The sequence below is a fragment of the Paenarthrobacter nitroguajacolicus genome (genome assembly GCF_051027655.1).
In the GTDB taxonomy this organism is placed as follows: domain Bacteria; phylum Actinomycetota; class Actinomycetes; order Actinomycetales; family Micrococcaceae; genus Arthrobacter; species Arthrobacter nitroguajacolicus.
Map to the genome: position 1 here is coordinate 2,250,695 of NZ_CP073234.1, position 21,855 is coordinate 2,272,549.

19 protein-coding genes are annotated in these 21,855 nt (G+C 60.9%); 14 read left to right on the forward strand and 5 right to left on the reverse strand.

Translation table 11 applies throughout. The annotated features are described in order from the left end of the window. Positions 1–24: 24 nt before the first annotated feature. From KCX59_RS10770 to KCX59_RS10790, 5 genes are all read right to left on the reverse strand, one after another. Positions 25–1,278, reverse strand: coding sequence for an aspartate aminotransferase family protein (locus KCX59_RS10770; RefSeq protein WP_179018469.1), 1,254 nt, complete (start codon positions 1,276–1,278; stop codon positions 25–27). Between the two features lie 79 nt (positions 1,279–1,357). Then, on the reverse strand, positions 1,358–2,491 hold the full coding sequence (gene solA / locus KCX59_RS10775) for an N-methyl-L-tryptophan oxidase (protein WP_179018471.1): 1,134 nt from the start codon (positions 2,489–2,491) through the stop codon (positions 1,358–1,360). Between the two features lie 2 nt (positions 2,492–2,493). Continuing rightward, on the reverse strand, positions 2,494–3,261 hold the full coding sequence (locus tag KCX59_RS10780; protein ID WP_179018473.1) for an amino acid ABC transporter ATP-binding protein: 768 nt from the start codon (positions 3,259–3,261) through the stop codon (positions 2,494–2,496). Next, a complete protein-coding gene (locus KCX59_RS10785; RefSeq protein WP_256871516.1) occupies positions 3,258–4,187 on the reverse strand; it encodes an amino acid ABC transporter permease in 930 nt (309 codons plus the stop codon). Before KCX59_RS10785 ends, KCX59_RS10780 begins: the two co-directional genes overlap by 4 nt. An 11-nt stretch (positions 4,188–4,198) precedes the next feature. Then, a complete protein-coding gene (locus KCX59_RS10790; RefSeq protein ID WP_179018330.1) occupies positions 4,199–5,119 on the reverse strand; it encodes an ABC transporter substrate-binding protein in 921 nt (306 codons plus the stop codon). Between the two features lie 333 nt (positions 5,120–5,452). Here KCX59_RS10790 and KCX59_RS10795 point away from each other — a divergent pair, with 333 nt between their 5' ends. The 14 genes from KCX59_RS10795 to iolD all read left to right on the forward strand — a co-directional run bounded on the left by KCX59_RS10795 (position 5,453) and on the right by iolD (position 21,835). Continuing rightward, positions 5,453–6,127 (forward strand): haloacid dehalogenase type II, encoded by a 675-nt coding sequence (locus KCX59_RS10795; RefSeq protein WP_179018332.1) that lies wholly within the window; start codon positions 5,453–5,455, stop codon positions 6,125–6,127. A gap of 27 nt (positions 6,128–6,154) precedes the next feature. Then, on the forward strand, positions 6,155–7,432 hold the full coding sequence (locus KCX59_RS10800; protein WP_179018334.1) for an NAD(P)/FAD-dependent oxidoreductase: 1,278 nt from the start codon (positions 6,155–6,157) through the stop codon (positions 7,430–7,432). Between the two features lie 17 nt (positions 7,433–7,449). Next, positions 7,450–9,000: an aldehyde dehydrogenase family protein gene (locus KCX59_RS10805; RefSeq protein WP_179018336.1), complete on the forward strand. Its 1,551-nt coding sequence runs from the start codon at positions 7,450–7,452 to the stop codon at positions 8,998–9,000. Next, positions 8,997–10,109 carry a tartrate dehydrogenase gene (locus KCX59_RS10810; RefSeq protein ID WP_179018338.1) on the forward strand — a complete coding sequence of 371 codons (1,113 nt, stop codon included), beginning with the start codon at positions 8,997–8,999 and terminating at the stop codon, positions 10,107–10,109. Before KCX59_RS10805 ends, KCX59_RS10810 begins: the two co-directional genes overlap by 4 nt. A 2-nt stretch (positions 10,110–10,111) precedes the next feature. Next, complete coding sequence (locus KCX59_RS10815) at positions 10,112–11,092, forward strand: D-2-hydroxyacid dehydrogenase (RefSeq protein ID WP_179018340.1); 981 nt, start codon at positions 10,112–10,114, stop codon at positions 11,090–11,092. A gap of 114 nt (positions 11,093–11,206) precedes the next feature. Next, a complete protein-coding gene (locus tag KCX59_RS10820) occupies positions 11,207–12,796 on the forward strand; it encodes an ABC transporter substrate-binding protein (RefSeq protein WP_179018342.1) in 1,590 nt (529 codons plus the stop codon). Between the two features lie 38 nt (positions 12,797–12,834). After that, positions 12,835–13,776, forward strand: a complete 942-nt coding sequence (locus tag KCX59_RS10825; protein ID WP_178993911.1) for an ABC transporter permease — start codon at positions 12,835–12,837, stop codon at positions 13,774–13,776. Further along, a complete protein-coding gene (locus KCX59_RS10830; protein ID WP_179018344.1) occupies positions 13,760–14,605 on the forward strand; it encodes an ABC transporter permease in 846 nt (281 codons plus the stop codon). The genes KCX59_RS10825 and KCX59_RS10830 overlap by 17 nt, the downstream gene beginning before the upstream one ends. After that, positions 14,598–16,181, forward strand: a complete 1,584-nt coding sequence (locus KCX59_RS10835; RefSeq protein ID WP_179018346.1) for an ATP-binding cassette domain-containing protein — start codon at positions 14,598–14,600, stop codon at positions 16,179–16,181. Before KCX59_RS10830 ends, KCX59_RS10835 begins: the two co-directional genes overlap by 8 nt. Before the next feature lie 126 nt (positions 16,182–16,307). Continuing rightward, on the forward strand, positions 16,308–17,156 hold the full coding sequence (locus tag KCX59_RS10840; RefSeq protein ID WP_179018348.1) for an FG-GAP repeat domain-containing protein: 849 nt from the start codon (positions 16,308–16,310) through the stop codon (positions 17,154–17,156). 166 nt (positions 17,157–17,322) lie between these two features. Continuing rightward, the gene (locus KCX59_RS10845; protein WP_178993904.1) at positions 17,323–17,727 is read left to right on the forward strand and encodes a tautomerase family protein; all 405 of its coding nucleotides are present in this window, start codon (positions 17,323–17,325) and stop codon (positions 17,725–17,727) included. A gap of 161 nt (positions 17,728–17,888) precedes the next feature. Then, the gene (iolC, locus tag KCX59_RS10850) at positions 17,889–18,923 is read left to right on the forward strand and encodes a 5-dehydro-2-deoxygluconokinase (protein ID WP_179018350.1); all 1,035 of its coding nucleotides are present in this window, start codon (positions 17,889–17,891) and stop codon (positions 18,921–18,923) included. Next, positions 18,920–19,882, forward strand: coding sequence for a Cgl0159 family (beta/alpha)8-fold protein (locus KCX59_RS10855; protein ID WP_179018352.1), 963 nt, complete (start codon positions 18,920–18,922; stop codon positions 19,880–19,882). Before iolC ends, KCX59_RS10855 begins: the two co-directional genes overlap by 4 nt. 6 nt (positions 19,883–19,888) lie before the next feature. Then, positions 19,889–21,835 carry a 3D-(3,5/4)-trihydroxycyclohexane-1,2-dione acylhydrolase (decyclizing) gene (gene iolD / locus KCX59_RS10860; RefSeq protein WP_179018354.1) on the forward strand — a complete coding sequence of 649 codons (1,947 nt, stop codon included), beginning with the start codon at positions 19,889–19,891 and terminating at the stop codon, positions 21,833–21,835. Positions 21,836–21,855 lie beyond the last annotated feature (20 nt).

The window sequence follows — 21,855 nt, forward strand, 5'->3', positions numbered from 1 at the left end:
GTGGCTCTTTCAGTAATCAGGGGACTAGGAGGTGGCCGACTTGAGTGCTTGCGAGAACCTGGACAGGCCAACTTGGATCTCTTCGCTGCTGACGTTCAGTGCGGGGATGAGGCGGATGACGTTGCCGTTCGGGCCGCAGGTGAGGAGCAGCAGCTCTTCCTTGATGGCAGCCTGCTGGACAGCCAGTGCAGTTGCCGCGTCAGGCGTTTTGTCCGCAGACGTGAATTCGACGCCCTGCATCAGGCCTCGGCCACGGACGTTGCCGATTCCGGCGAAATCGGTTTGCAGCGCCTCCAGCCCTGCTCTTAGTTCGTCGCCTCGGAGGCGGGCGTTCTCCACGAGGTTTTCGCGCTTGATGACACCGAGGGTGGCCACTCCGGCTGCTGCCGCAACGGCGTTCCCTCCGTAGGTTCCGCCTTGGGAGCCTGGCCAGGCTTTGCCCATCAGCTCTGCGGAGGCGGCGATTGCCGAGATGGGGAAGCCACTGGCGAGGCCCTTGGCGGTGATGACGACATCGGGCAGAATCCCGGCCCAGTCATGGCCCCAGAATTTTCCGGTGCGGCCCACGCCGGCTTGAACTTCATCGAGGATCAGCACAATGCCGTGCTTGTCCGCGCGTTCACGCAGTCCCTGGAGGAAGCCAACGGGAGTAGGGATATAGCCTCCGTCTCCGAGTACAGGTTCAATGATGAAGCCGGCCGTGTCACTGGGGGCGCTGATTGTCAGGAGTAGGTGGTCCAGTTCCTTCAGCGCGAATTCGACGGCGGTGGCTTCGTCCCAGCCATACCGGTACCAGTGCGGGAACGGGGCTACATGTACCCCACCCATGATGGGGGAAAACCCTGAACGGAACTTTGTTCCAGCTGTGGTGAGGGAGGCCGCGGCGACTGTCCTGCCGTGGAACCCACCTTGGAAGGAGATGATGTTGGGCCTGCCGGTGGCCATGCGGGCCAAGCGGATGGAAGCTTCTACGGCCTCAGAGCCCGATGTTGCGTAAAAAACGCTATCCAAACCTTGCGGCAACACAGTACCCAGCAGCTCGGTGAGCTCCAACAGCGGCTTGTGCATCACGGTGGTGTATTGGGCGTGGACAATCTTGCCCACCTGTTCGCGCGCGGCGGCCACAACATCGGGGTGGCAGTGACCGGTGCTGGTGACACCAATCCCGGTGGTGAAATCCAGGTATTTCTTGCCGTCGGTCGCGTGGATCCAGCTACCGGCCGCGTGGTCGACAACCACGGGGGTTGCCTGCTTCAGGATGGGGCTAAGTGTTGCCATGGCTTCATACTTTCTTAGGAACTGTAGATTGTCAACAATAGGCGATCAGGGCGGTATTCCCTGAATAGCGCGGAACTCGCTAGAACTTCTGAAATCTCTGTGGGCGGAGGAAGTCCAAGCCGTCGAACCAGCGCTTGCCGAGTGCTTCGCTGGCTGCAATTTCTCCATAGCCGGAGGCCATTTTGAAGCCGGCTCCCGAGAATCCGGTGGCCGAGTAGATCCTGCCGGATTCGCCGAGGAATCCCATCAATGGCTGCGAATCGGAGGTGAAGAGGTCCGGGAACGCATCCGAGCGCACGATGCTCGGAATCAGGCCTGGGAAGAACTCCGAAACTGTCTCTATGGTTTCCGTGATCTCGGCTTTGCTTAGATCGCGGGGCACTGAGTCGGCGCCGGGTGTTGGAGCCCCGCGACCATCGAGCGTGGCTTTGACGGTGACACCGTCCACTGCCGGAGCCCCGTACATGGAGCGATCTCCCGAAATCCTAATGAAGATCGGAAACTTCTCCGGTGAGAATTGTTCTGCCTCGCGGGCAACGAACCACGAGAGGAAGATCCGCTTGGTTTCGGTGTGGGTTTTGAGAAATTCGGGCATGAGTTGTTTGGACCAGGCGCCCGAGGCAACGATGACCCGCTCGAAGGTCCAGGAGTTTGCGCCGGACGTGATGACGACGCCGTCGTCGGTTTCGGTGATGCTTTCTATAGGGGTGTTGCTGCGTACCGTTGCACCATTGGCTTGGGCCGCTGTGATGGCAGCGGTGACGGCGCGGTCGGTTCGGAGAGCGCCTGCGTTGGGATCGTAGACGGCGATGTCGTCAGCACGGAGGTTGTGTTGGGGGTAGCGTTCGGCCATGTCCTCGCGGCTGAGGATTTGGTGGGCGGCGCCGGTAATTCGTGTCGTTTCGAGCAGACTGCGGAGGTATGGCCCGTCGGCGGTGCCTATGGACAGTCCGCCGCAGCGGGTGAGGATGTCTTGCCCGGTCTCCGCTTCGAGTTCTGCCCAAAGTTCGCGTGAGCGTTCCAGGATGGGGTAGTAGGCAGGATTGCCGCGGAAAATCATGCGGAAGAGCCGGGTGTCCCCACCGGTTGCACTGCGTCCATGGGCGGGGGAGTGCGATTCGAATCCCACTACGGAGTCGCTGAGTTGGGACGCTTGCCAGAGGGCCATGCTGCCAACACTGCCCAAGCCGATGACGGCGAGTTTTCCGTTCATGGTTAGAGGACCTGCTTGAGGAAGGCTTGGGTGCGGGGTTCTCTGGGGTTGGTGAGGATTTCGCGGGCGTCTCCGCGTTCTACGACGTTGCCTTCGTCCATGAAGATCAGGGAGTCTGCTACTTCGCGGGCGAAGCCCATTTCGTGGGTGACGACGACCATGGTCATGCCTTTTTTGGCGAGGTCTTGCATGACGTTGAGGACTTCGCCGACTTTTTCGGGGTCCAGGGCGGAGGTGGGTTCGTCGAAGAGGATGATGTCGGGGTCCATGGCCAGGGACCGGGCGATGGCGACGCGTTGTTGTTGGCCGCCGGAGAGTTCGGCGGGGTAGCGGTCCGCGAAGGCTCCGAGGCCGACGCTGGTGAGCAGTTCCTGGGCTTGTTTGGCGGATTGTTTTTTGTCGGCGCCTTTGACCAGGACGGGTCCGGACATGACGTTCTCGCGGGCGGTCATGTTGGGGAAGAGGTTGAAGGATTGGAAGACCATGCCGACGCGGGTGCGCTGTTGGGCGAGTTTTTTGGGTGGCAGGGCGTGGTAGGCGGTGTCGGTTTCGTAGTAGCCGAAGTCTTCGCCGTTGACTTTCAGGACGCCGGAGTCGACGGTTTCGAGGCCGTTGATGCAGCGTAGGAGGGTGGATTTGCCGGAGCCGGAGGGTCCGATGATGCAGCAGATTTCTCCGCTGGCGACCTCGAGGTCGACGTCTTTGAGGACTGTTTTGGGTCCGAAGGACTTCCGGATGCGGCGGGCTTGAATGGTGCCGGCGGTGCTCATCGTGCGATTCCTTCCGGTGCGGTCAGGGTGACTTTGCGGGCTTTGCGGGGGACCCGGACCGAGGTGTGGGAGTATTTCTGTTCGAGCTTTGATTGGGGGTAGCTCAGCAGCATGGTCATCACCAGGTACCAGAGGCTGGCCACGATCAGCAGCGGGATGGTCTCGTAGGTGCGGGCGTAGATGAGTTGGGCGCTTTGGAGTAGTTCGGCGACGCCCAGGACGGAGACCAGGGAGGTGCCTTTGAACATACCGATGACCTGGTTGCCGGTGGCGGGGATGATGGAGGGCATGGCTTGGGGGATGATGACTTTGCGCATTTTCATGGCCCCGCTCATGCCCAGCGAATCAGCGGCTTCGATTTGGCCCTTGCCCACCGAGGAGAACCCGCCGCGGATGATTTCGGCCATGTAGGCGGCTTCGTTCAGGGTCAAGCCCACCAGGGCTGCGGTGATCGGACCCATCAGGGCGTTGGTATCGATCGCGGTGCCGATGTCGGTGAAGGGGATCCCGATGGACAGGTTCGGGTACAGGGCGGAGATGTTGAACCAGAAGATCAGTTGGACCAGGACCGGGGTGCCGCGGAAGATCGTGATGTAGACCCCGGCGATGGCGGCGATGGGTTTGATGGTGGAGGCCCGCATGATCGCCAGGCCCAGGCCCAGGAGGGTGCCCAGGGCCATGCTGGCGATTGTGAGGAAGATGGTGAGCATCAGCCCGCGGAGGATGGATTCGTGCGTGAAGTACTTCGCTACGACGTCCCATTTGAAGTTCGGGTTCGTCGCGACCGAAGTCAGGACGCCGATGCCGACCAGGATGCAAACCACCCAGGAGACGTACTCGAACGTGCTGCGCCGCTTCAGGCGCGGCTTCAATGCCGAATCCAACCCGCTCATCGCTTCACTTCTTTCAATAATCGCTTGCTTCATTCGGAAGCCCCTTAGTTCAGCTTGGCGTCGGTGATGGCTCCGGACTCCAGGCCCCAGTTGTCGAGGGACTCTTTGTATTCCGGGGTCTGAAGGACCGACTGAAGTGCCGTCTGGAAGGCCGGCGTCAAGGGCGAGCCCTTCTTCAAGCCGATGGCCGTCAGGTCGCTGGAGCCGACATCGACGCGACCCACGAGTTCGAAGGAGCCCGGCTGCTGCTTCTCAGCCCACCCGAGTGCAGTTGTGTCGTACAAAATTCCGTCGATGCGCTTGGAGTGCAGCTGTGTCAGTGCGTCTTGGACGTTGGGCAATGTCACGCCGTTGATGGCCGGCTGACCCTTGGACGTGCAGCTCTGCTCGCTCAATGCGGGCAAGCGCTTGAGCTGCCCGGTGGATCCTTGCGTCACTGCGATGTTCTTACCGCACAGGGTCTCAACGGTGAGCTTAAGCGGATTGCCTGCGGCCACGGCTACGGAGTTGCCGGCTTTGAAGTAGTCGATCATGTCCAAGACTTTGAGGCGTTCCTCAGTCTTGGACATGGTGGTGGCGGTGAAATCGAATCGGCCGCCATCGAGGCCGGGAACAATCGTGTCGAATTTCGTGTCCACGAACTTCAACTTCAGGTCAAGCTTCTTGGCGATGAGCCTGGCGATGTCCGGGTTGAGGCCGATCGGAGTCGTATTGTCTTCCGCTAGGAAGGTGGTGGGCGGGTAGTGAAGGTCCATCGCCACGGTGAGCTCGCCCTTGTCCTTGACGGCTTGCGGCAGCAGGGCAACAGCAGCTGAATCGGGCTGGACGCCCTCGGAGATGTCGGTGGTGTTGGCAGTCTTGCTGTTGTCTGCGGAGTCGCTGTTGGCGGTACCTCCACAAGCGCTCAGTGCCAACAGAACGGCAAGTCCGGCAGCTGCGGTTTGTGCCTTGGTTCGAATCTTCATGGTGCTTCCCTTCGAAGGGGGTCGGGCGGTGGGGAGGGGAGAAGGTTTTGGTTGTAATGTGATCCGGATCTCTCCGTCATCTACTGCAATGCAACCCCCTCAACAGTAGATTGTCAACAATTGACAGGAACTTTTTTCAACACCGATCCCTACTGAGAATCGTTCTACTTTGTTGCGCAAAACTGTTGACAATTGACAATTACGCCTTCTAGAGTCGAGTCATTAGTCGAGAAGCTCCGGCCCGCCCGCAGGAGATTGCGACGTTCCGCCACTTCACTCGACACCCTCAAAAGCGGCCCGCCCGCCTCCATACCCAAACCGAACGGACTTGACATGGCAGAGACCAATTCCCGGCCGAAGTACATCTCCTTTGACATCTACGGCACACTCATCAACTTCGACATCGATCCCACTACGCGCCGTCTGCTCGATGGCCGCATTTCTGAAGAACAGTGGCCCACCTTCAAGAAGCAGTTCCGTGGATACCGCTTTGACGAAGTACTGGGGGATTACAAGCCGTATGAGCAGATCCTCCAGGATTCCTTTGATCGTGTGTGCAAGCGCTGGGGAATTGGGCCTACTCAAGGCGCAGGCGCAGCATTTGCCGATGCTGTCCGCGGCTGGGTTGCCCACGACGACGTGCCGGCCCCGCTGAAGCTCATGGGCGACAACTACCAACTCGTGGCTCTATCCAACGCGGACACCAGCTTCCTAGACATCAGCATTCCCAAGCTCGGCGCAAACTTCCATTCAGTCCTCACTGCCGAGCAAGCCCAGGCGTACAAGCCCCGGTACCAAGCTTTCGAGTACATGCTGGACACGCTGAATGCCAAGCCCGAGGACTTCCTGCACATCTCCTCCCACACTCGCTACGACATGCATCCCATGCACGACCTGGGTTTCCGTAACCTCTGGATGCTGGACCGCGGCTATGACCCCATTGGCGAGGGCTACGGCCTCAACACCGCTAAATCCCTGGACGAGATCAACAAGCACCTCGGTCTCTAAAACGACCACGAGGCGAAAGGCCAACCCGTGAAACTTGTTCCTTACTGGCTCGATACAGCAGAGCCATCCGGCGACTATCGCCGCACTCCGGTCCCGGAAAACGTTGATGTAGCTATCATTGGCGCCGGTTTTACCGGGCTATCAGCCGCCCTGGAGTTCGCCAAGCAAGGAGCGAGCGTCGCTGTATTCGAACGTCATACCGTCGGCTGGGGCGCATCGGGCCGTAATGGGGGAATGGCTACCACTGGTTTGGCCATTGGTTTCAGTACGGCAGTCAAGCGCTACGGGGCTCCTCGTGCGGTTGAAATGTTCCGCGAATACAACGACGCTATTGAAACCATCGAGAAGCTGGTGCACGACAACGGCATCGACTGCGACTTCAAGCGCTTCGGCAAGCTCTCCCTCGCGTTCCACAAGTCCCACTACGACGGCTTCCTGAAGTCCCAGGAGCTGCTCGCCAACCTGGTTGACCACCAGGTAAAGGTCATTCCCAAGTCCGAAATCCACAGCGAAATCGGCACCGACTTCTACCAGGGTGCCATGATGGATCCGCTGGGCGCGGGTCTCCATGTAGGGAAGTTCGTGCACGGGCTGGCGAAGGTGGCAGCTGACAACGGCGCAGCCATCTGCGAAAACGCATCGGTCACCGAGCTGAACAAGGTCTCGGGCACAGTCCACGATGTTCACACCACCCGTGGAATTACCCGGGCCAAGCAGGTCCTGGTCGCCACCAGCGGCTACACCGGCAACGTCACCCCGTGGCTGCAGCGTCGCGTGATTCCTGTGGGCAGCTTCATCATCTGCACCGAGCCTCTGTCCGAAGAGGTCGTGAACCGCATCCTGCCCAACAGGCGCCAAGCCTCTGACAGCAAGATGCTGACGTACTACTTCCGCATCACGCCGGACAACAGGTTGTTGTTCGGCGGTCGCGCACGTTTTGCGCTGTCCAGCCCGGATTCGGATGTAAAGAGTGCGGAGATCCTGCACAAGGCCATGACCGAACTCTTTCCCTATCTGTCCAACGTCAAGGTGGACTACATCTGGGGTGGCCTGGTGGACCTCTCCATGGACCAGATGGTCCATGCCGGCCAGCATGATGGCCTGTTCTACTCCCTTTGCTACAGCGGACATGGTGTTCAGATGGCCGCGCACATGGGCAAGAGGATGGCCCACTACATGGCGGGGGACAAGCAGGCCAACGTTTGGGAAGATCTGAAGAACCCGCCTGTGCCCGGCCACTTCGGCCCGCCATGGTTCCTGCCGTTTATTGGCGGAGCCGCGAAGATCATCGACCGCATCAAATAGGCAGGGTAAAGGATCACATGAGTTCATCAACCAAAGTCGCTGAAACGCGCCCGGAAACAAGGCAGGAGACGGCCTACAGGCGGGCAAGTATCGCGGTCCTGCCGGGAGGTGCGTTCCTGGAAGGCCGTTGGGAGACAGCTGACAGGATCCTCGAGGTCAGGGATCCCGAAGACGGCGTTCTCTTGGGAAGTGTGTGTTCCTCCACCCCACAGGATGTCAGGCGTGCGGTTGACTACATCCATCGCCACCTTCAGGACCACGATTGGCCTCTCCGGGAACGCCGTGAGGCTTTAGAACGAGCCGCAGTGCTCCTGGCTGAGCAGTCGGTCCGGTTTTCGGAGATCATTGCCGCCGAGAGCAGCAAGACCATCAACGAGGCCGAGCGTGAAGTACGCCGGTGCATCGAGACGTTGCGGCTTTCGGCGGCAGCCTCGAGCGAACTCGTCGGGGAAACCCTCGGCTTTGAAGACAGCATGGCCGGAGCCAACAAAATCGGCTGGTACAGCCGCAAGCCTGTTGGCATCATCGCTGCAATCACGCCCTTCAATGATCCGCTAAACCTCGTGGCACACAAGCTGGGCCCGGCGCTGGTCGGAGGCAACGGCGTCGTGCTTAAACCCTCGGGCCGCACACCGCTGACCGGACTGGCTTTCGTCCAACTGTTGCTCGAAGCCGGTGTTCCGACCGGTCGCATTGCCGCGATCGTGTCGGGACCGGGGGTCTCCGAGGCTATCGTGACCGACCCCCAGGTGGACCTCATCTCCTTTACCGGCGGGCCGAAGACGGCCGACCGCATTGCTGCCGCTGCGGGAGCGAAGAAGATCCTTTCGGAGCTTGGCGGCAACAACGCCACGATCGTCTGTGCCGACGCCGAACCCGCAAAAGCTGCTGAGGCGATCGTCGCGGGGGCGTTCGGTGTGGCCGGCCAGAATTGCCTGTCGGTCCAGCGCGTCTACGTCCACATTTCGCTGTTCGACGAAGTCCTTGAACATGTAATCAGCGGAACCAAAGCGCTCCGCGTCGGAGCGAAGATGGACCGCAGCACCGACGTCGGTCCCCTCATCACCGAAGCGGAGGCCCGGCGTGTGGAGGAATGGGTGGAGGAGGCCAAAACACTTGGTGCCAACGTCCAGGTGGGGGGCCAGCGTACTGGGGCGTTCTACCAGCCAACCGTGCTGACCGATGTCCCGGCAAACGTCCGCGTCATCAGCGAAGAAGTATTTGGCCCGGTGGTCAGCATCATGCCGTTCATCCAGGTCGCCGACGCCATCCACGCCGCCAACGACTCCGACTACGGGCTTCAAGCCGGCGTGTTCACGGAGTCGATCGAGCTGGCCCTGGCCATTGCCGACAAGCTGCACGTGGGCGCCGTTGTCATTAATGAGACCAGTGACGTCCGGATCGATTCGATGCCCTTCGGCGGTTTCAAGAAATCCGGTGTGGGGCGTGAAGGCGTCAAACATGCGGTACGTGAGATGACCGAACCCAAAAGCACCATCATCAAATTGGCCGAGCCCGCCACCCGCTGGCAGAAACTCACTGCCACCTCAGAACGGAATGCATCATGACGACCCACAAAATCGCAGTTATCGCGGGCGACGGAATAGGAAAGGAAGTTGTTCCCGCCGCCATCGAATGCCTCGAACGGATCGCGCAGCTCCATGCCATCAGCCTTGAGTTCACCCACTTCGATTGGGGCTCGGACTACTACGGGGAGCACGGGCGAATGATGCCGCTGGACGGTCTGGAACAGCTGGCGCAGCACGATGCCATTTTCCTGGGCGCCGTAGGCTCCCCGGAGGTTCCGGACGCTGAATCTCTGTGGGGCCTGCTGATTCCCATTCGCCGCGAATTCCAGCAGTACATCAACCTCCGACCCGTGAAAACGCTCGACGGCGTCAAGTCGCCTCTTGCGAACAAGGAACCGATCGATATCCTCATCGTTCGTGAAAACAACGAAGGGGAATATTCTGAGGTCGGGGGTCGGGCCTACCGCGGGCTGCCGCACGAGACCGCAGTCCAGGAAACCATCTTCACCCGCCTGGGAGTATCGCGTGCGGCGCATTACGCGGCATCGCTCGCCTCATCCAGGAAAGGTCACCTGACCTCCGCGACGAAAAGCAACGGCATCATCCACACCATGCCTTTCTGGGACGAAGTCGTGGAAGAAACCACCCGTCTGTATCCCGACGTGACACTCACCAGCGAACTGGTGGATGCACTGGCTGCGCACCTGGTCCTGCAGCCCTGGACCTTCGACGTCATCGTTGCCTCCAACCTGCTGGGGGACATCCTTTCGGACTTGGGCAGCTCGGTCACCGGGTCCATCGGGGTAGCCCCCAGTGCCAACCTGAATCCTGAAGGCGACTTTCCGTCCCTCTTCGAACCCGTCCACGGATCTGCCCCGGACATTGCAGGCAAGGGATTGGCGAACCCGGTAGGTCAGATCTGGTCAGGGGCAATGATGCTCCAACACTTGGGCCACCCGGCGGCTGCCGAGCATCTGGAGTTGGCTTTCGAGTCCGTGTTGCGAGAGGGGTTGGGTACCCGCGACGTTGGAGGACCGTCGTCGACCTCTGAGTTCACAGCGGCTGTCCTGGCTGCCATTGACGTCTTGGAAGCTCTGGGCAAGGCGGAATCCGGCGCTTCCAAGCCAGTGGCAGCAGCGGCGTCGTGATCATGACGAATGCCGAAGGCAATCCGCCCATCGTCGCAGTCCTGTACCGGGAGTCCCTGCCGCCCCGATTGGACGAAATCGCGGAGCTGGCCGAAGTCCGCCTGACCAAGGCTGACGGTCTCCCCGAGGCAATGGATGGTGCGGACGTTCTTTACCAATGGCATTCCTTCTCACCTGCGCTGCGCGAGAACTGGGCGTCAGCTTCGTCGCTGAAGTGGGTGCACGTCTCAGCTGCGGGCGTGAGTCAACTCTTGTTCGATGACCTGATCAACAGCAACGTGGAATACACGAATTCTCGTGGCGTCCTGAGTCGCGCCATTGCCGAGTTCGCCCTGGGATTTGTCCTGGACATCGCGAAGGATGCGCAAGGGTCGCTGAGGCTCCAGCAGGGCAGGCGCTGGCAGCACCGCGTCACGCTGAAAATTCAGGGCCAGCGCACCCTGGTGGTGGGAACGGGCTCCATTGGTCGGGAAATCGCGTCCTTGTTCCGCGCCGTTGGCCTGCGTGTCAGCGGCGCCGGGCGCAGCAGCCGACCAGGGGATGCGTACTTTGAAGAGATCCATTCTTCCAAGAACCTGGCCTTGGTGGTCGGCGACTTCGACTACATTGTGCTGGCCGCGCCCCTGACCGACGACACCAGAGGCTTGGTGGACGCCGCTGTCCTTGCGGCCATGAAGCCCACGGCTCACCTTATTAATGTGGGGCGCGGGGAGCTGGTCCGCACCGACTCACTCGTGGACGCGCTTCGCTCAGGTTCCATCGCCGGCGCGGCGCTGGACGTGGTCCATCCGGAACCACTTCCGGCGGAACACCCGCTGTGGAGCATGGACAACGTCATCCTTACCCCTCACATGAGCGGCGACACCGAAGATTACCTGGACGATCTTGGGAAGCTGTTCGTGGAGAACCTCTGGCGGTTCAGCCGGGGTGAACCATTGCAGAACGTCGTGGACAAGAGGCTCGGGTTCGTTCCTGTTTCCTGATCCCTGTCACCCGGATTGGACGGCCGTGAACCTGAGCACATTGTTACGGGACTTTGGAGTGTCAGTTTTCAGGAAGCAAGAGGTAAGGCTAACCTAATAGTCTTCACCTTCCCCATGCCCACCCGTTCGGGCGTACCTAGCAGGCGGTTCCTTTTGCGCACTCCCAGCCGTTACACGGCAGCCCTCGGGCTGGCCGCCCTCCTCACTCTTTCCGGTTGTGGCCTCAGCGGTGGCCAGCCCGCTTCCACCGGGAAGGTGGCTGATACAAACCAGCGCATCGTTGTGGATAACTTCCGTGCACCCGTGGCCAACTGGGCCCCTGAGTCCGATGCTGCGTACATCCTGTCCTTGTCCGGCTGCTTGGAAACGCTCACCAAGTATGATTCCGCCCAGGGAAAAGTGGTTCCATTCCTGGCTACGGAGTGGAAGCAGGCTTCGCCGTTGGAATGGGACTTCACCATTCGTGAAGGCGTGAAATTCCAGGACGGCACCGATCTCACCGCAGAGGCCGTGGCCGCTTCCCTCAACTATGTCCTCAAGGCCAAGGTGCCTGCCAGGGCGTTCAGCCCAAGCGTCGTCAGTGCTGTCCAGGCACGGGATGCCAGGACTGTTCGCGTAACCACGCCCGTGGAAAACCCCTTGGTACCGTTCCGCCTTGCAAGCGTCAACACCGGTGTTCTTGCTCCTGCCGCTTACGCAGGCGCCACCGTCAATCCCTTCGGTCACTGCACGGGCCCGTTCACTCCGGTTTCAGAGAAGGCGAAACAATCCCTGACACTGGACCGCAACGAAAATTACTGGGGTGGAGATGTCCAGCTCGCAGGAGCTGAAGTGCGGTTCATCACCAACGGCGCAACACGCGCGGCTCAGGTTCAAACCGGTGAGGCGGACATTTCCCTCTCAATCCCGGCCTCTGCCTTGTCCTCGCTAGAGAATGCGCCCGAAGTCTCCGTACTGAAGGCAGACTCACCACGCACGGCCACGCTGTACATGAACAACGGCCGGGCGCCCTTCAACAACGTCGATTTCCGCAAGGCACTCCGCTCGGCACTGGACCTTGAGGCATTGGCTGCCAGCGTCTACGAGGGCGCAGCGCTTCCGGCAGCCGGACCCTATGCGCCATCAGAGCCGTGGGCATCGAGCAATGCGAGCTCGCCGAAGCAGAACGCTGAAGAAGCGAAGAGGCTTCTCGCCGACGCCGGATACACGGCCGATAAGCCGTTGGAAATCATCGCGATTGTAGAACGTGCCGAGTTCGCCGACGTCGCAACCGTGATCCAGGACAACCTCAAGAACATCGGCATACCCGTGGCCATCCAGGCCAAGGAATATGCGTCCGCGGAGCCGGACGTTCTGGCGGGGAACTATGACATGATCCTGAGCCAGCGCAACCGACTCATCGACATCGCTGATCCCATCGGCTTCCTGACGGCCGACTACACGTGCAAGGGCACCTACAACCTCAGCCACTTCTGCAACGAAGAGTTTGACGCGATCATCACCGAAGCAGCCCGCACGTCCAACACCGAAGAACGTTACAAGCTGTATTCCAAAGCCGGTCAGCTCCTGGATGACCAGGCGGTCAACCTCTGGCTCGTCAATGAACAGGCCACCGACGCCGTCCGCAGCAACGTCATGTCCTACGTTCAAGATCCGCTTTCCCGTTACGTACTGACCGCGCAAACGGCCAAGTCGGGCTCCTAGCAACCAAACCGGGACCGACAGACAATAGACAAACAAGCATGATCACGTTCCTTGCGAAGCGGACGGCGACCCTCGTGGTCGCCGTCCTGCTGTCGTCTTTCGCCGTATTCCTTATTCCCTATGTCACCCCGGGTGATCCTGTACGGAAAATCATCCGCTCCCGCGTCGCCGGGGATGTGGTGGATGAGGCCACCGTTCGGGCCTTGGGCGAGAGCCTGGGACTCAACGATCCTCTTCCCGTTCAGTACCTGCGCTGGCTGGGGGACTTCTTCACCGGGGATATGGGCTTGTCCCATATCAGCAGGACGCCAGTAGTTGACCAGGTACTACCCGCTTTGGGCATCACCCTGAGCCTGGTGTTCGTGGCCTTGGGCACTGCAGTGCTGGTGTCGCTGCCCTTGGGGATTGTTGCGGCTCTGAAACAAGGAAGTAAGACGGACAAGTTGATCACCACCGTCACACAATCCTTCATCGCCATGCCTGAATACTGGTTGGCCCCGCTGTTAGTGCTCGTGTTCGCCCTCAAGTTTTCCTTGCTGCCTTCCGCAGGGTGGAACACGGCATCGTCCATCGTCCTCCCTGCGGCAACACTGGCATTGCGGCCCATTAGCTTCTTCACTTCGGCTGTGCGGTCAGGAATGGTCGATGCACTCGAAGCCGAACACATTTCCGCCGCGCGAGCCCGGGGACTGAGCCACGTCCAGACAATCCTGCGGCACGTTGTGCCCAACGGCCTGGTCCCGTTGTCCACTCTGTTCGCGGTGTGGTTCGCGGGGCTGCTGGGGGGCTCTGTCATTGTGGAGGTGATCTTCGCCATTCCCGGCATGGGCAGGCTTCTGTACGACGCCGTAATCAACAGCGACATACCGTTGGCCCAGGGCGGCGTGGTGGTGGTAGTGGCACTGGCTGTCGCAATCACCACGCTTGCCGATTTCCTGCACCGGATCCTTAGCCCGAAGGTGAGTGGAGCCCTTGCGTAACCGTTCAGCCATCGACGCTGCCGCCGTCGTAATCCTGGTTCTGATTGTCGCTGCCGTGGCCGCTGCGCCTTGGTTGGCGCCGTTTCCTCCGGATGACCAGAACCTCGCCGCACGACTTGCGCCACCCAGCGCTACGCATTGGCTGGGAACGGACCACCTCGGGCGGGACACGCTGAGCCGCTTGCTCGACGGCGGTCGCTTCTCCCTGGTGGTTGCCGCACTGGCCACAGTGCTGACCGGAGTCATCGGTTTGGTAGTGGGTGTTCTTAGCGCCCGCCGCAAGGGCTGGCTGGATGAGTTTTTCACCCGCACCAACGACGTCCTGCTGGCACTTCCGGAGATGGTGGTGGCGCTCTTCATCGTCGCTGCCATGGGCACTGGCTTCACCTCGCTGCTGGTGGCACTGACCGTGACAGGGTGGACGCCGTTTGCGCGACTGGCCCGGACCCTGGCTTATGACGTCTCGGCGCGCGGCTTTGTCGAAGCAGCGCGAGTGGTGGGATGTTCGCCGTCGTTCATTATTTTCCGCCACATCCTCCCGCACCTGGCCGCCCCCATGCTGGGGCAGGCAACACTTCGCTTCGGTCAGCTCCTGATCAGCGTCGGAGCACTGTCCTACCTTGGACTCGGCGTGCAACCGCCGCAATCCGATTGGGGTTCCATGCTGGCAGCGGCGCAACCGTACGCAGAGAGGGCTCCGTGGGGAATCATTGCCCCTGGACTCGCCGTCTTCCTGGTGGCCCTGTGCGTGACATTGATCGGTCAACGGGCATCACGTCGGGCCTCGGATCCGGTGGACGTCCTCGTGGTGGAAGGACAGCATGCCTGAGCTCGTTGTTGAGGATCTGACGGTCCGCAGTGGTGGTACGGGGCGCCCTATCCTCGCAGGTGTCAGCCTGGCCGTGAAACCCGGCGAGTTTGTCGCATTGGTGGGAGGCTCCGGTTCGGGCAAGACCATGACTGCGCGGTCGGTGCTGCAGTTGTTGCCTCCACAGTTGAGCATCGAGTCGGGGTCCATCCGGCTTGGGGCGCTTGACGTAACCGGAGCCTCCGAAGCAGAGCTGAACCGCGTTCGAGGTGGCCGGCTAGGGATGTTGTTTCAGCAGCCAAAGAAGATGTTCAACCCTAACAAGACCATCGGCGCCCATCTCCGGGAACCACTTAAACTGCATTCGGGCCTACGTGGCCAAGCTGCAAGGACGAGGGTTCTCCAATTGCTGGCAGAGGTGGGCTTCGAGGATCCGCAACGGGGTGCGCGCTCATACCCGCACCAGCTATCAGGCGGCATGGCGCAGCGGGCCATGACCGCCATGGCCTTGGCAGGTCAGCCCGAGATCCTGCTGGCCGATGAACCGACGTCGGCCTTGGACAAAGTGCTGGAACAACAAATCCTGGAACTACTGGACCGGCAACGAATCCAACGCGGTCTGGGCATCCTCTACATCACGCATAACCTTGCTTCGGTGGCCGCATTTGCAGACAGGGTGTTGGTGATGGATGCGGGTGTGATCGTTGAATCAGGCACCACGGAAACGGTCCTGGGCAGCCCCAGGACCGCTTACACGCGCAGGCTCCTCGAAGCGTCCAATTTGGCGCCCACCAGCATCCCGGCTGCCCCGACCCACCAGCGCAGCGCCCTTACGCTGACAAATGTGGTCAAGCAGTTCGGATCCGGCAAACGCAGCGGGCGGCCTGCCTTGGACTCGATTTCGCTGGATGTAAAAAAGGGCGAAATCCTGGGCGTTCTTGGCCAATCCGGGTGCGGTAAGAGCACTCTCGCCCGGGCCATTGTTGGGCTGGAAGGTATCAGTAGTGGCAGCATCACCAGGACGCTGCTCGCGGCTGACGCAGAAGCAACGGCCGTTCAGTTGGTGTTCCAGGAACCCCACGATTCGTTCGACCCACGCATGACCCTGCGTGCCAGCTTGGAAGCGCCGCTCCGGTCGCAAAAGGAGCTCACATCAGCTGAACGGTCCCGCAGGCTCGCAGCGGCCATGGAAGAAGTGGAGCTGGATCCCGCCCTCCTGGACCGACGCCCGGGTCAATGCTCCGGAGGGCAATTGCAGCGGGTCACCATCGCCCGGGCGTTGTTGTTGGAACCTGAAGTGCTCATCTGTGATGAAGCAACGTCTGCCCTGGACGCGTTGACCCAACGGACCATCCTTGAACTGTTGCAGCGCCTCCACCGGGACCGCGGACTGACCCTCATGATCATCACGCACGACATGGATGTGGTGAGGCACATGTGCCAGCGGGTCGCAGTCCTCTACCAAGGGCGCCTTGTGGAGCTCACCGAGACGGACAAGTTCTTTTCAGATCCGCAGCACCAGCACAGCCAAGACCTCGTTTCTGCGGCCATTCCGTGCCGTGGGCTGCACCTGAAGAAGATCAGGGCGGCGCTCTAGCAACCTGGGTGCCAGCGCAGCCTACGTGGTAAGCCCGTCAAAGTCATTGCCTGTTGATCCGGCTCCCTAGTAGGGTCGCGGCAGGAGCGTTCCACTGGGGGATGCGCAAAGAGTCGGGGGTCTGTTGTGCGCCGAATACGCCTGGTAGTTCTTGCTGTGGTTGCCTTGACCCTTGCTCAGCCGGTGGTCGCTTCTCCTGCCCGCGCTGACGACTCCTGGCACAACTTCATTCAGATCTGGTGGGACTTTGAGAAGGTTTACGCTGATCTGCCCACCATAACGGATAACGGAAATGTCATCGTCTACGAGGGAAAGACCGGCTGGGAAGGCCAAGGCCTGGGTCCCGGTCCGAGTGTCGTCCTTGACGCGAATGCCCTGGTGACGCCCGGTGATTGGGATGGAAACGGGAGCGCCGATTGGATGTTTCGCAGCAGTGATGGCGGGTTGTACTTGCGTACAGGTATTGGCGGGAACGTTTCCAAACATGTGGGCCGTGGCTGGGATGTGATGACGGCCCTGGTTTCACCCGGAGATTGGAATGGTGACGGGAATGCCGACGTACTTGCCCGTGACGCCTCCGGTGCGCTGTGGATGTACCGGGGCGACGGCAATGGCGGTTGGCTGCCGGGCCGTGTGCAGGTGGGATGGGGCTGGAACATCATGGCGTCCATCTTTAGCGGACACGATTTCAATGAGGACGGAAAGCCGGACATTCTCGCGGCGGACTCATACGGTTCACTTTGGCTCTACCCGGGCAACGGCTCCGGGGGATGGATGGGCCGGATCCAAGTCGGCTGGGGCTGGCACAAGATGGATCTCATTGCCGCCCCTGGCGACTTCGATTACGACGGTCACGGTGATGTCATTGCCCGCGACATCGCCGGTTCCATGTGGATCTATCCAGGAAATGGGGCGGGCGGCTTCGCGTGGACACGCCGGTTGCTGACAATACCGACGCCGGCGCTCTTCGGCTGACTTACATAGCAGTCCGGACACACAGCAGTCCAGACATTACTAACCCCCTCGCCAGCCAGCTTGGGGGTTAGGCGTCGTTCCAGGCGCCTTCATGTCACTGGCGTATTTCTTGAGTTTTCCAATGATCATTTGTTAGTATGACAGGACAAACTTAGGGAGTGTAGACATGCCGCTTGTTCGAATCGACGTCAATCAGGGTCGCTCGCCGGAAGAGCTCTCCGCGCTGAGCCGCCAGATCCACGATGCAATCCTCGCTGAATATGGGATCCCGGAAAGGGACTATTTTCATATCCTCACCGAGCACCCGCAGGGTCAGATCATTGCCCAGGACGCAGGCCTTGGCTTCGAGCGCAGCAATGGTGTTGTCATGATCCAGATCTTTACCCAAGGTGGCCGAAGCCAAGAGGCCAAGAGTTCACTTTTCCAAGCTATTGCGGGCGGTCTCGCGGAGGTGGGGATCCCGGGTGAAGATGTCTTCGTGGGCTATGTGGAGAACTCGCCGGGCGACTGGTCGTTCGGCTTCGGGCGCAGCCAATATGTCACTGGGGAACTCGCAGTGCCGCGCAAGTAGAGCGGTCCGTGTCATGTTGTAAATATGTCAGTACAAACCTTTGACAGGACATTGATTCTGGTGCAGAGTAGTCATGTGGCCCCGCTCACTGAGGGGTGGCAAGGCATTGGGGCCCAGCGCTCAAAGGTTCAGAGTTCACAAGAGAAAGGTCAACGATTATCGTGACCCACGAACTGCTTACTATCGGGCGCATCAGCGTTGATATTTACCCGAACGACATTGGGGTGGATCTGGAGGACGTGACGTCCTTCGGCAAATACCTTGGAGGTTCGCCCTCCAATGTAGCCGTCGCCGCCGCACGACACGGGCGCCGCGCGGGAATCATCACCCGCACCGGCGACGACGCTTTTGGCAACTATCTTCACCGGGAATTGCGCAAGTTCAATGTTGACGATTCCTTCGTCTCCCCGGTCAAGGAGTACCCCACGGCTGTGACCTTCTGCGCGATCAAGCCGGCAACCGACGAGTTCCCACTGTACTTCTACGGCCGCTTTCCCACTGCTCCGGACCTGCAGATCAAAGCGAAAGAGCTGGACTTGGAGGCGATCCGGAATGCAGGGATTTTCTGGTCCACCGTCACCGGCCTCTGCCAGGAGCCCAGCCGTGAGGCCCACATCAAAGCACACCAAGCCCGTCCGCGGACCGGCCTCAAAGACGGTCAGTTCACCATCCTGGACCTGGACTACCGCCCCATGTTCTGGGCCTCCGAAGCCGAAGCCCGCGCCGAGGTTGCCAAGATCCTCCCGCACGTAACCGTCGCGATCGGCAACGACAAGGAATGCGCTGTCGCCGTAGGTGAGGGAACGCCCGACGAACAGGCAGACCGCCTGCTGGCCGCCGGCGTCGAAATCGCCGTCGTGAAGCTTGGCCCCGAAGGCGTCATGGCCAAGACCCGCACCCAACGTGTCGTCTCTGCGCCTGTCCCGGTGGAAACCGTCAACGGCCTGGGCGCAGGTGATTCCTTCGGCGGCGCCTTCTGCCACGGGCTGCTGTCCGGTTGGCCGTTATCCGAAGTCCTGGACTATGCCAATGCATCCGGTGCAATCGTCGCCTCGCGTCTCTCTTGTGCAGATGCAATGCCGACGCCGGAGGAAGTTACCTCGCTGCTCGCAGAACGCGGGCGCCCCATCCCCGGTGCCTCTCTGTCAGCCGCCGTCCTCACAGCCGACACCTTCAGTGAAGGAGCAGTTCGTTGAGCCTTAATGACGATCCCCGCCGCTACGAGCACTTGAGCCGTATCCGGTTGGAGGACCCCGAGGCCGTAGCTCGGGCAGCAGCCACCCGCCGTCGCCATCCTGGCCTGAAACACAGCGCGCAGAACTTCATTGTCGCCGCGGACCACCCGGCGCGGGGCGCCCTCGCCGTTGGTGCTCAGCCGATGGCCATGGCCGATCGCAGGGACCTTTTGGACCGTCTGCAGATCGCGTTGGCGAACCCTGCAGTTGATGGCATCCTCGCCTCGCCGGACATCATGGATGACCTTCTGTTGCTGGGTGCCTTGGAAGGCAAGCTCGTCTTCGGCTCCATGAACCGCGGTGGTTTGGCAGGGTTGGTCAACGAGTTCGACGATCGCTTCACCGGGCACACTGCTGCTGCTTTGGAGGCGCTCGGTGCGGATGGCGGCAAGATGCTCACGCGCATCTGCCTGGGTGACCCTGACACGGTAGCCACTCTCGAGGCGACGGCGAAAGCCATTGATTCGTTGGCCGAGCGCAAGCTCATCGCCATGGTGGAGCCGTTCCTTTCCGTCCGTGATGCACACGGAAAAGTCCGCAACGATCTCCGCGCTGACGCCGTGATCAAATCTGTCGGCATTGCCGAAGGCCTCGGTTCCACCAGCGCCTACACCTGGATGAAATTGCCGGTTGTGGCAGAGATGGAACGCGTCATGGCGTCCACAACCATGCCTACCGTGCTGTTGGGCGGTGACCCCGACGGCAGCCAGGACGAGGTTTTCGCCAGCTGGCAGGCAGCCCTTGCCTTGCCCGGTGTTCGAGGCCTCACTGTCGGAAGGACGCTGCTTTACCCGCACGACGACGATGTGGCGGGGGCTGTTGCGACGGCCGCCTCGCTGCTTAACAACTCTGCGCCCTTGCCCTCCGCGGCGGATGAGCGAACCATGTCAGACCGTATCCCAGTGAAAGTATCGGAGTAGCTAGTAATGGGTACAGCAACCCGTCGGATGACCGTGGCGCAGGCTGTGGTCGAGTTCCTTTCCAAGCAGTACACCGTGGATTCAATCGATGGTGTGGAGTATCGCGAGCGGTTGATTCCGGGGACGTTCGGTATTTTCGGGCACGGGAACGTGGCCGGTGTGGGTCAGGCGCTGAAGCAGTATCAGGCTGCGGACCCCACGATCATGCCGTATTACCAGGGCCGCAATGAGCAGGCCCAGGTACATCAGGCTGTGGGTTATGCCCGGCACACGCGTCGTCGCCAGACGTTTGCGATCAGCACCTCCATTGGTCCGGGTTCCTCGAACCTGCTGACAGGTGCTGCCTTGGCTACAACCAATCGCTTACCGGTATTGCTACTCCCGAGCGACACCTTCGCGACCCGTGCGGCTGACCCGGTTTTGCAGCAGTTGGAGCTCCCGTACGCGTACGACATCACGGTCAACGACGCGTTTCGTCCGTTGTCCAGATTCTTCGACCGGGTGTCCCGCCCGGAGCAGATGTTCTCTGCGTTCCACCACGGATTGCGTGTTCTCACGGACCCGGCCGAGACCGGCGCCGTGACAATTTCGCTGCCGCAGGATGTGCAGGCGGAGGCTTTCGATGTTCCGGAAGAGTTCCTGGCCGAGCGGGAGTGGCGGATCCGCCGGCCCGAGGCAGAGGACGACGACATCCGCCGCGCCGCCGAGGCCATCCGCGCCGCGAAGCGTCCGCTGATCATCGCAGGTGGCGGCGTCCTCTACGCGTACGCCAACGAGGAACTCGCCAAATTCGCTGAGCTGACCGGCATCCCGGTGGGCAACACCCAAGCCGGTGTTGGCGTCCTGCCGTGGGAGCACAAGTTCTCCCTCGGTGCCATTGGTTCCACGGGCACGACGGCGGCCAACGCCATCGCAGCCGAAGCGGATCTCATCATCGGGATTGGCACCCGTTACGAGGACTTCACTACCGCGTCCCGGACAGCGTTCCAGAACCCGGACGTGAAGTTCGTGAACATCAACGTCGCGCCGATCGATGCGTACAAGCACGGCACCACGCTGCCGATCGTTGCTGACGCGCGCAAGGCACTAGTGAAGCTCAACCAGGCATTGGGCGGTTACCGGGTTGGTGCTGATCTTGAAGAGAAGGTCGCAGCCGAGAAGAAGCGCTGGAACGGAATTGTGGACGAGGCCTTCGAAACCCGTTACACGCCGTTGCCGGCGCAGAACGAGATCATCGGCGCCACCAACAAGGTCATGGATGACCAGGACGTGGTCATCTGCGCGGCGGGTTCGCTGCCCGGTGACCTGCACAAAATGTGGCGGGTCCGGGACCCCTTCGGTTACCACGTGGAGTACGCGTACTCCTGCATGGGTTACGAGATCCCCGGCGGTTTGGGCGTGAAGCGCGCAGCGCTGGCCGAAGCCGCAGCAGGCGGCCCGGAGCGGGATGTGGTTGTCATGGTGGGGGACGGCTCCTACCTGATGATGCACACCGAACTGGTCACCGCCGTCGCCGAACGCATCAAACTCATTGTGGTCCTCATCCAGAACCATGGCTATGCCTCGATCGGGTCGCTGTCAGAGTCTCTTGGTTCGCAGCGGTTCGGTACGCAATACCGGGTCCTGGACAAGGAACAGCACAGCTTCGACGCCGGTGAGAACCTGCCCATCGATCTGGCCACCAACGCAGAGTCCCTGGGCGCGAGGGTTATCCGGATCGAACCGGGGGAGCACGTGATTGAAGCCCTGGGCGCCGCGATCAAGGAAGCAAAGGCGGCCCCGGAAACGGGCCCGATCGTGATCCATGTTGAGTCTGATCCTTTGCTGGATGCCCCGAGCTCCGAGTCCTGGTGGGACGTTCCGGTCTCGCAGGTTTCCGAGCTCGAATCCACCCGGCACGCCTACAAGACGTACACCGACCACAAGAACCGCCAGCGCAAGCTGCTCGGCTAGTCACAGCCCCGCCCTAAAAG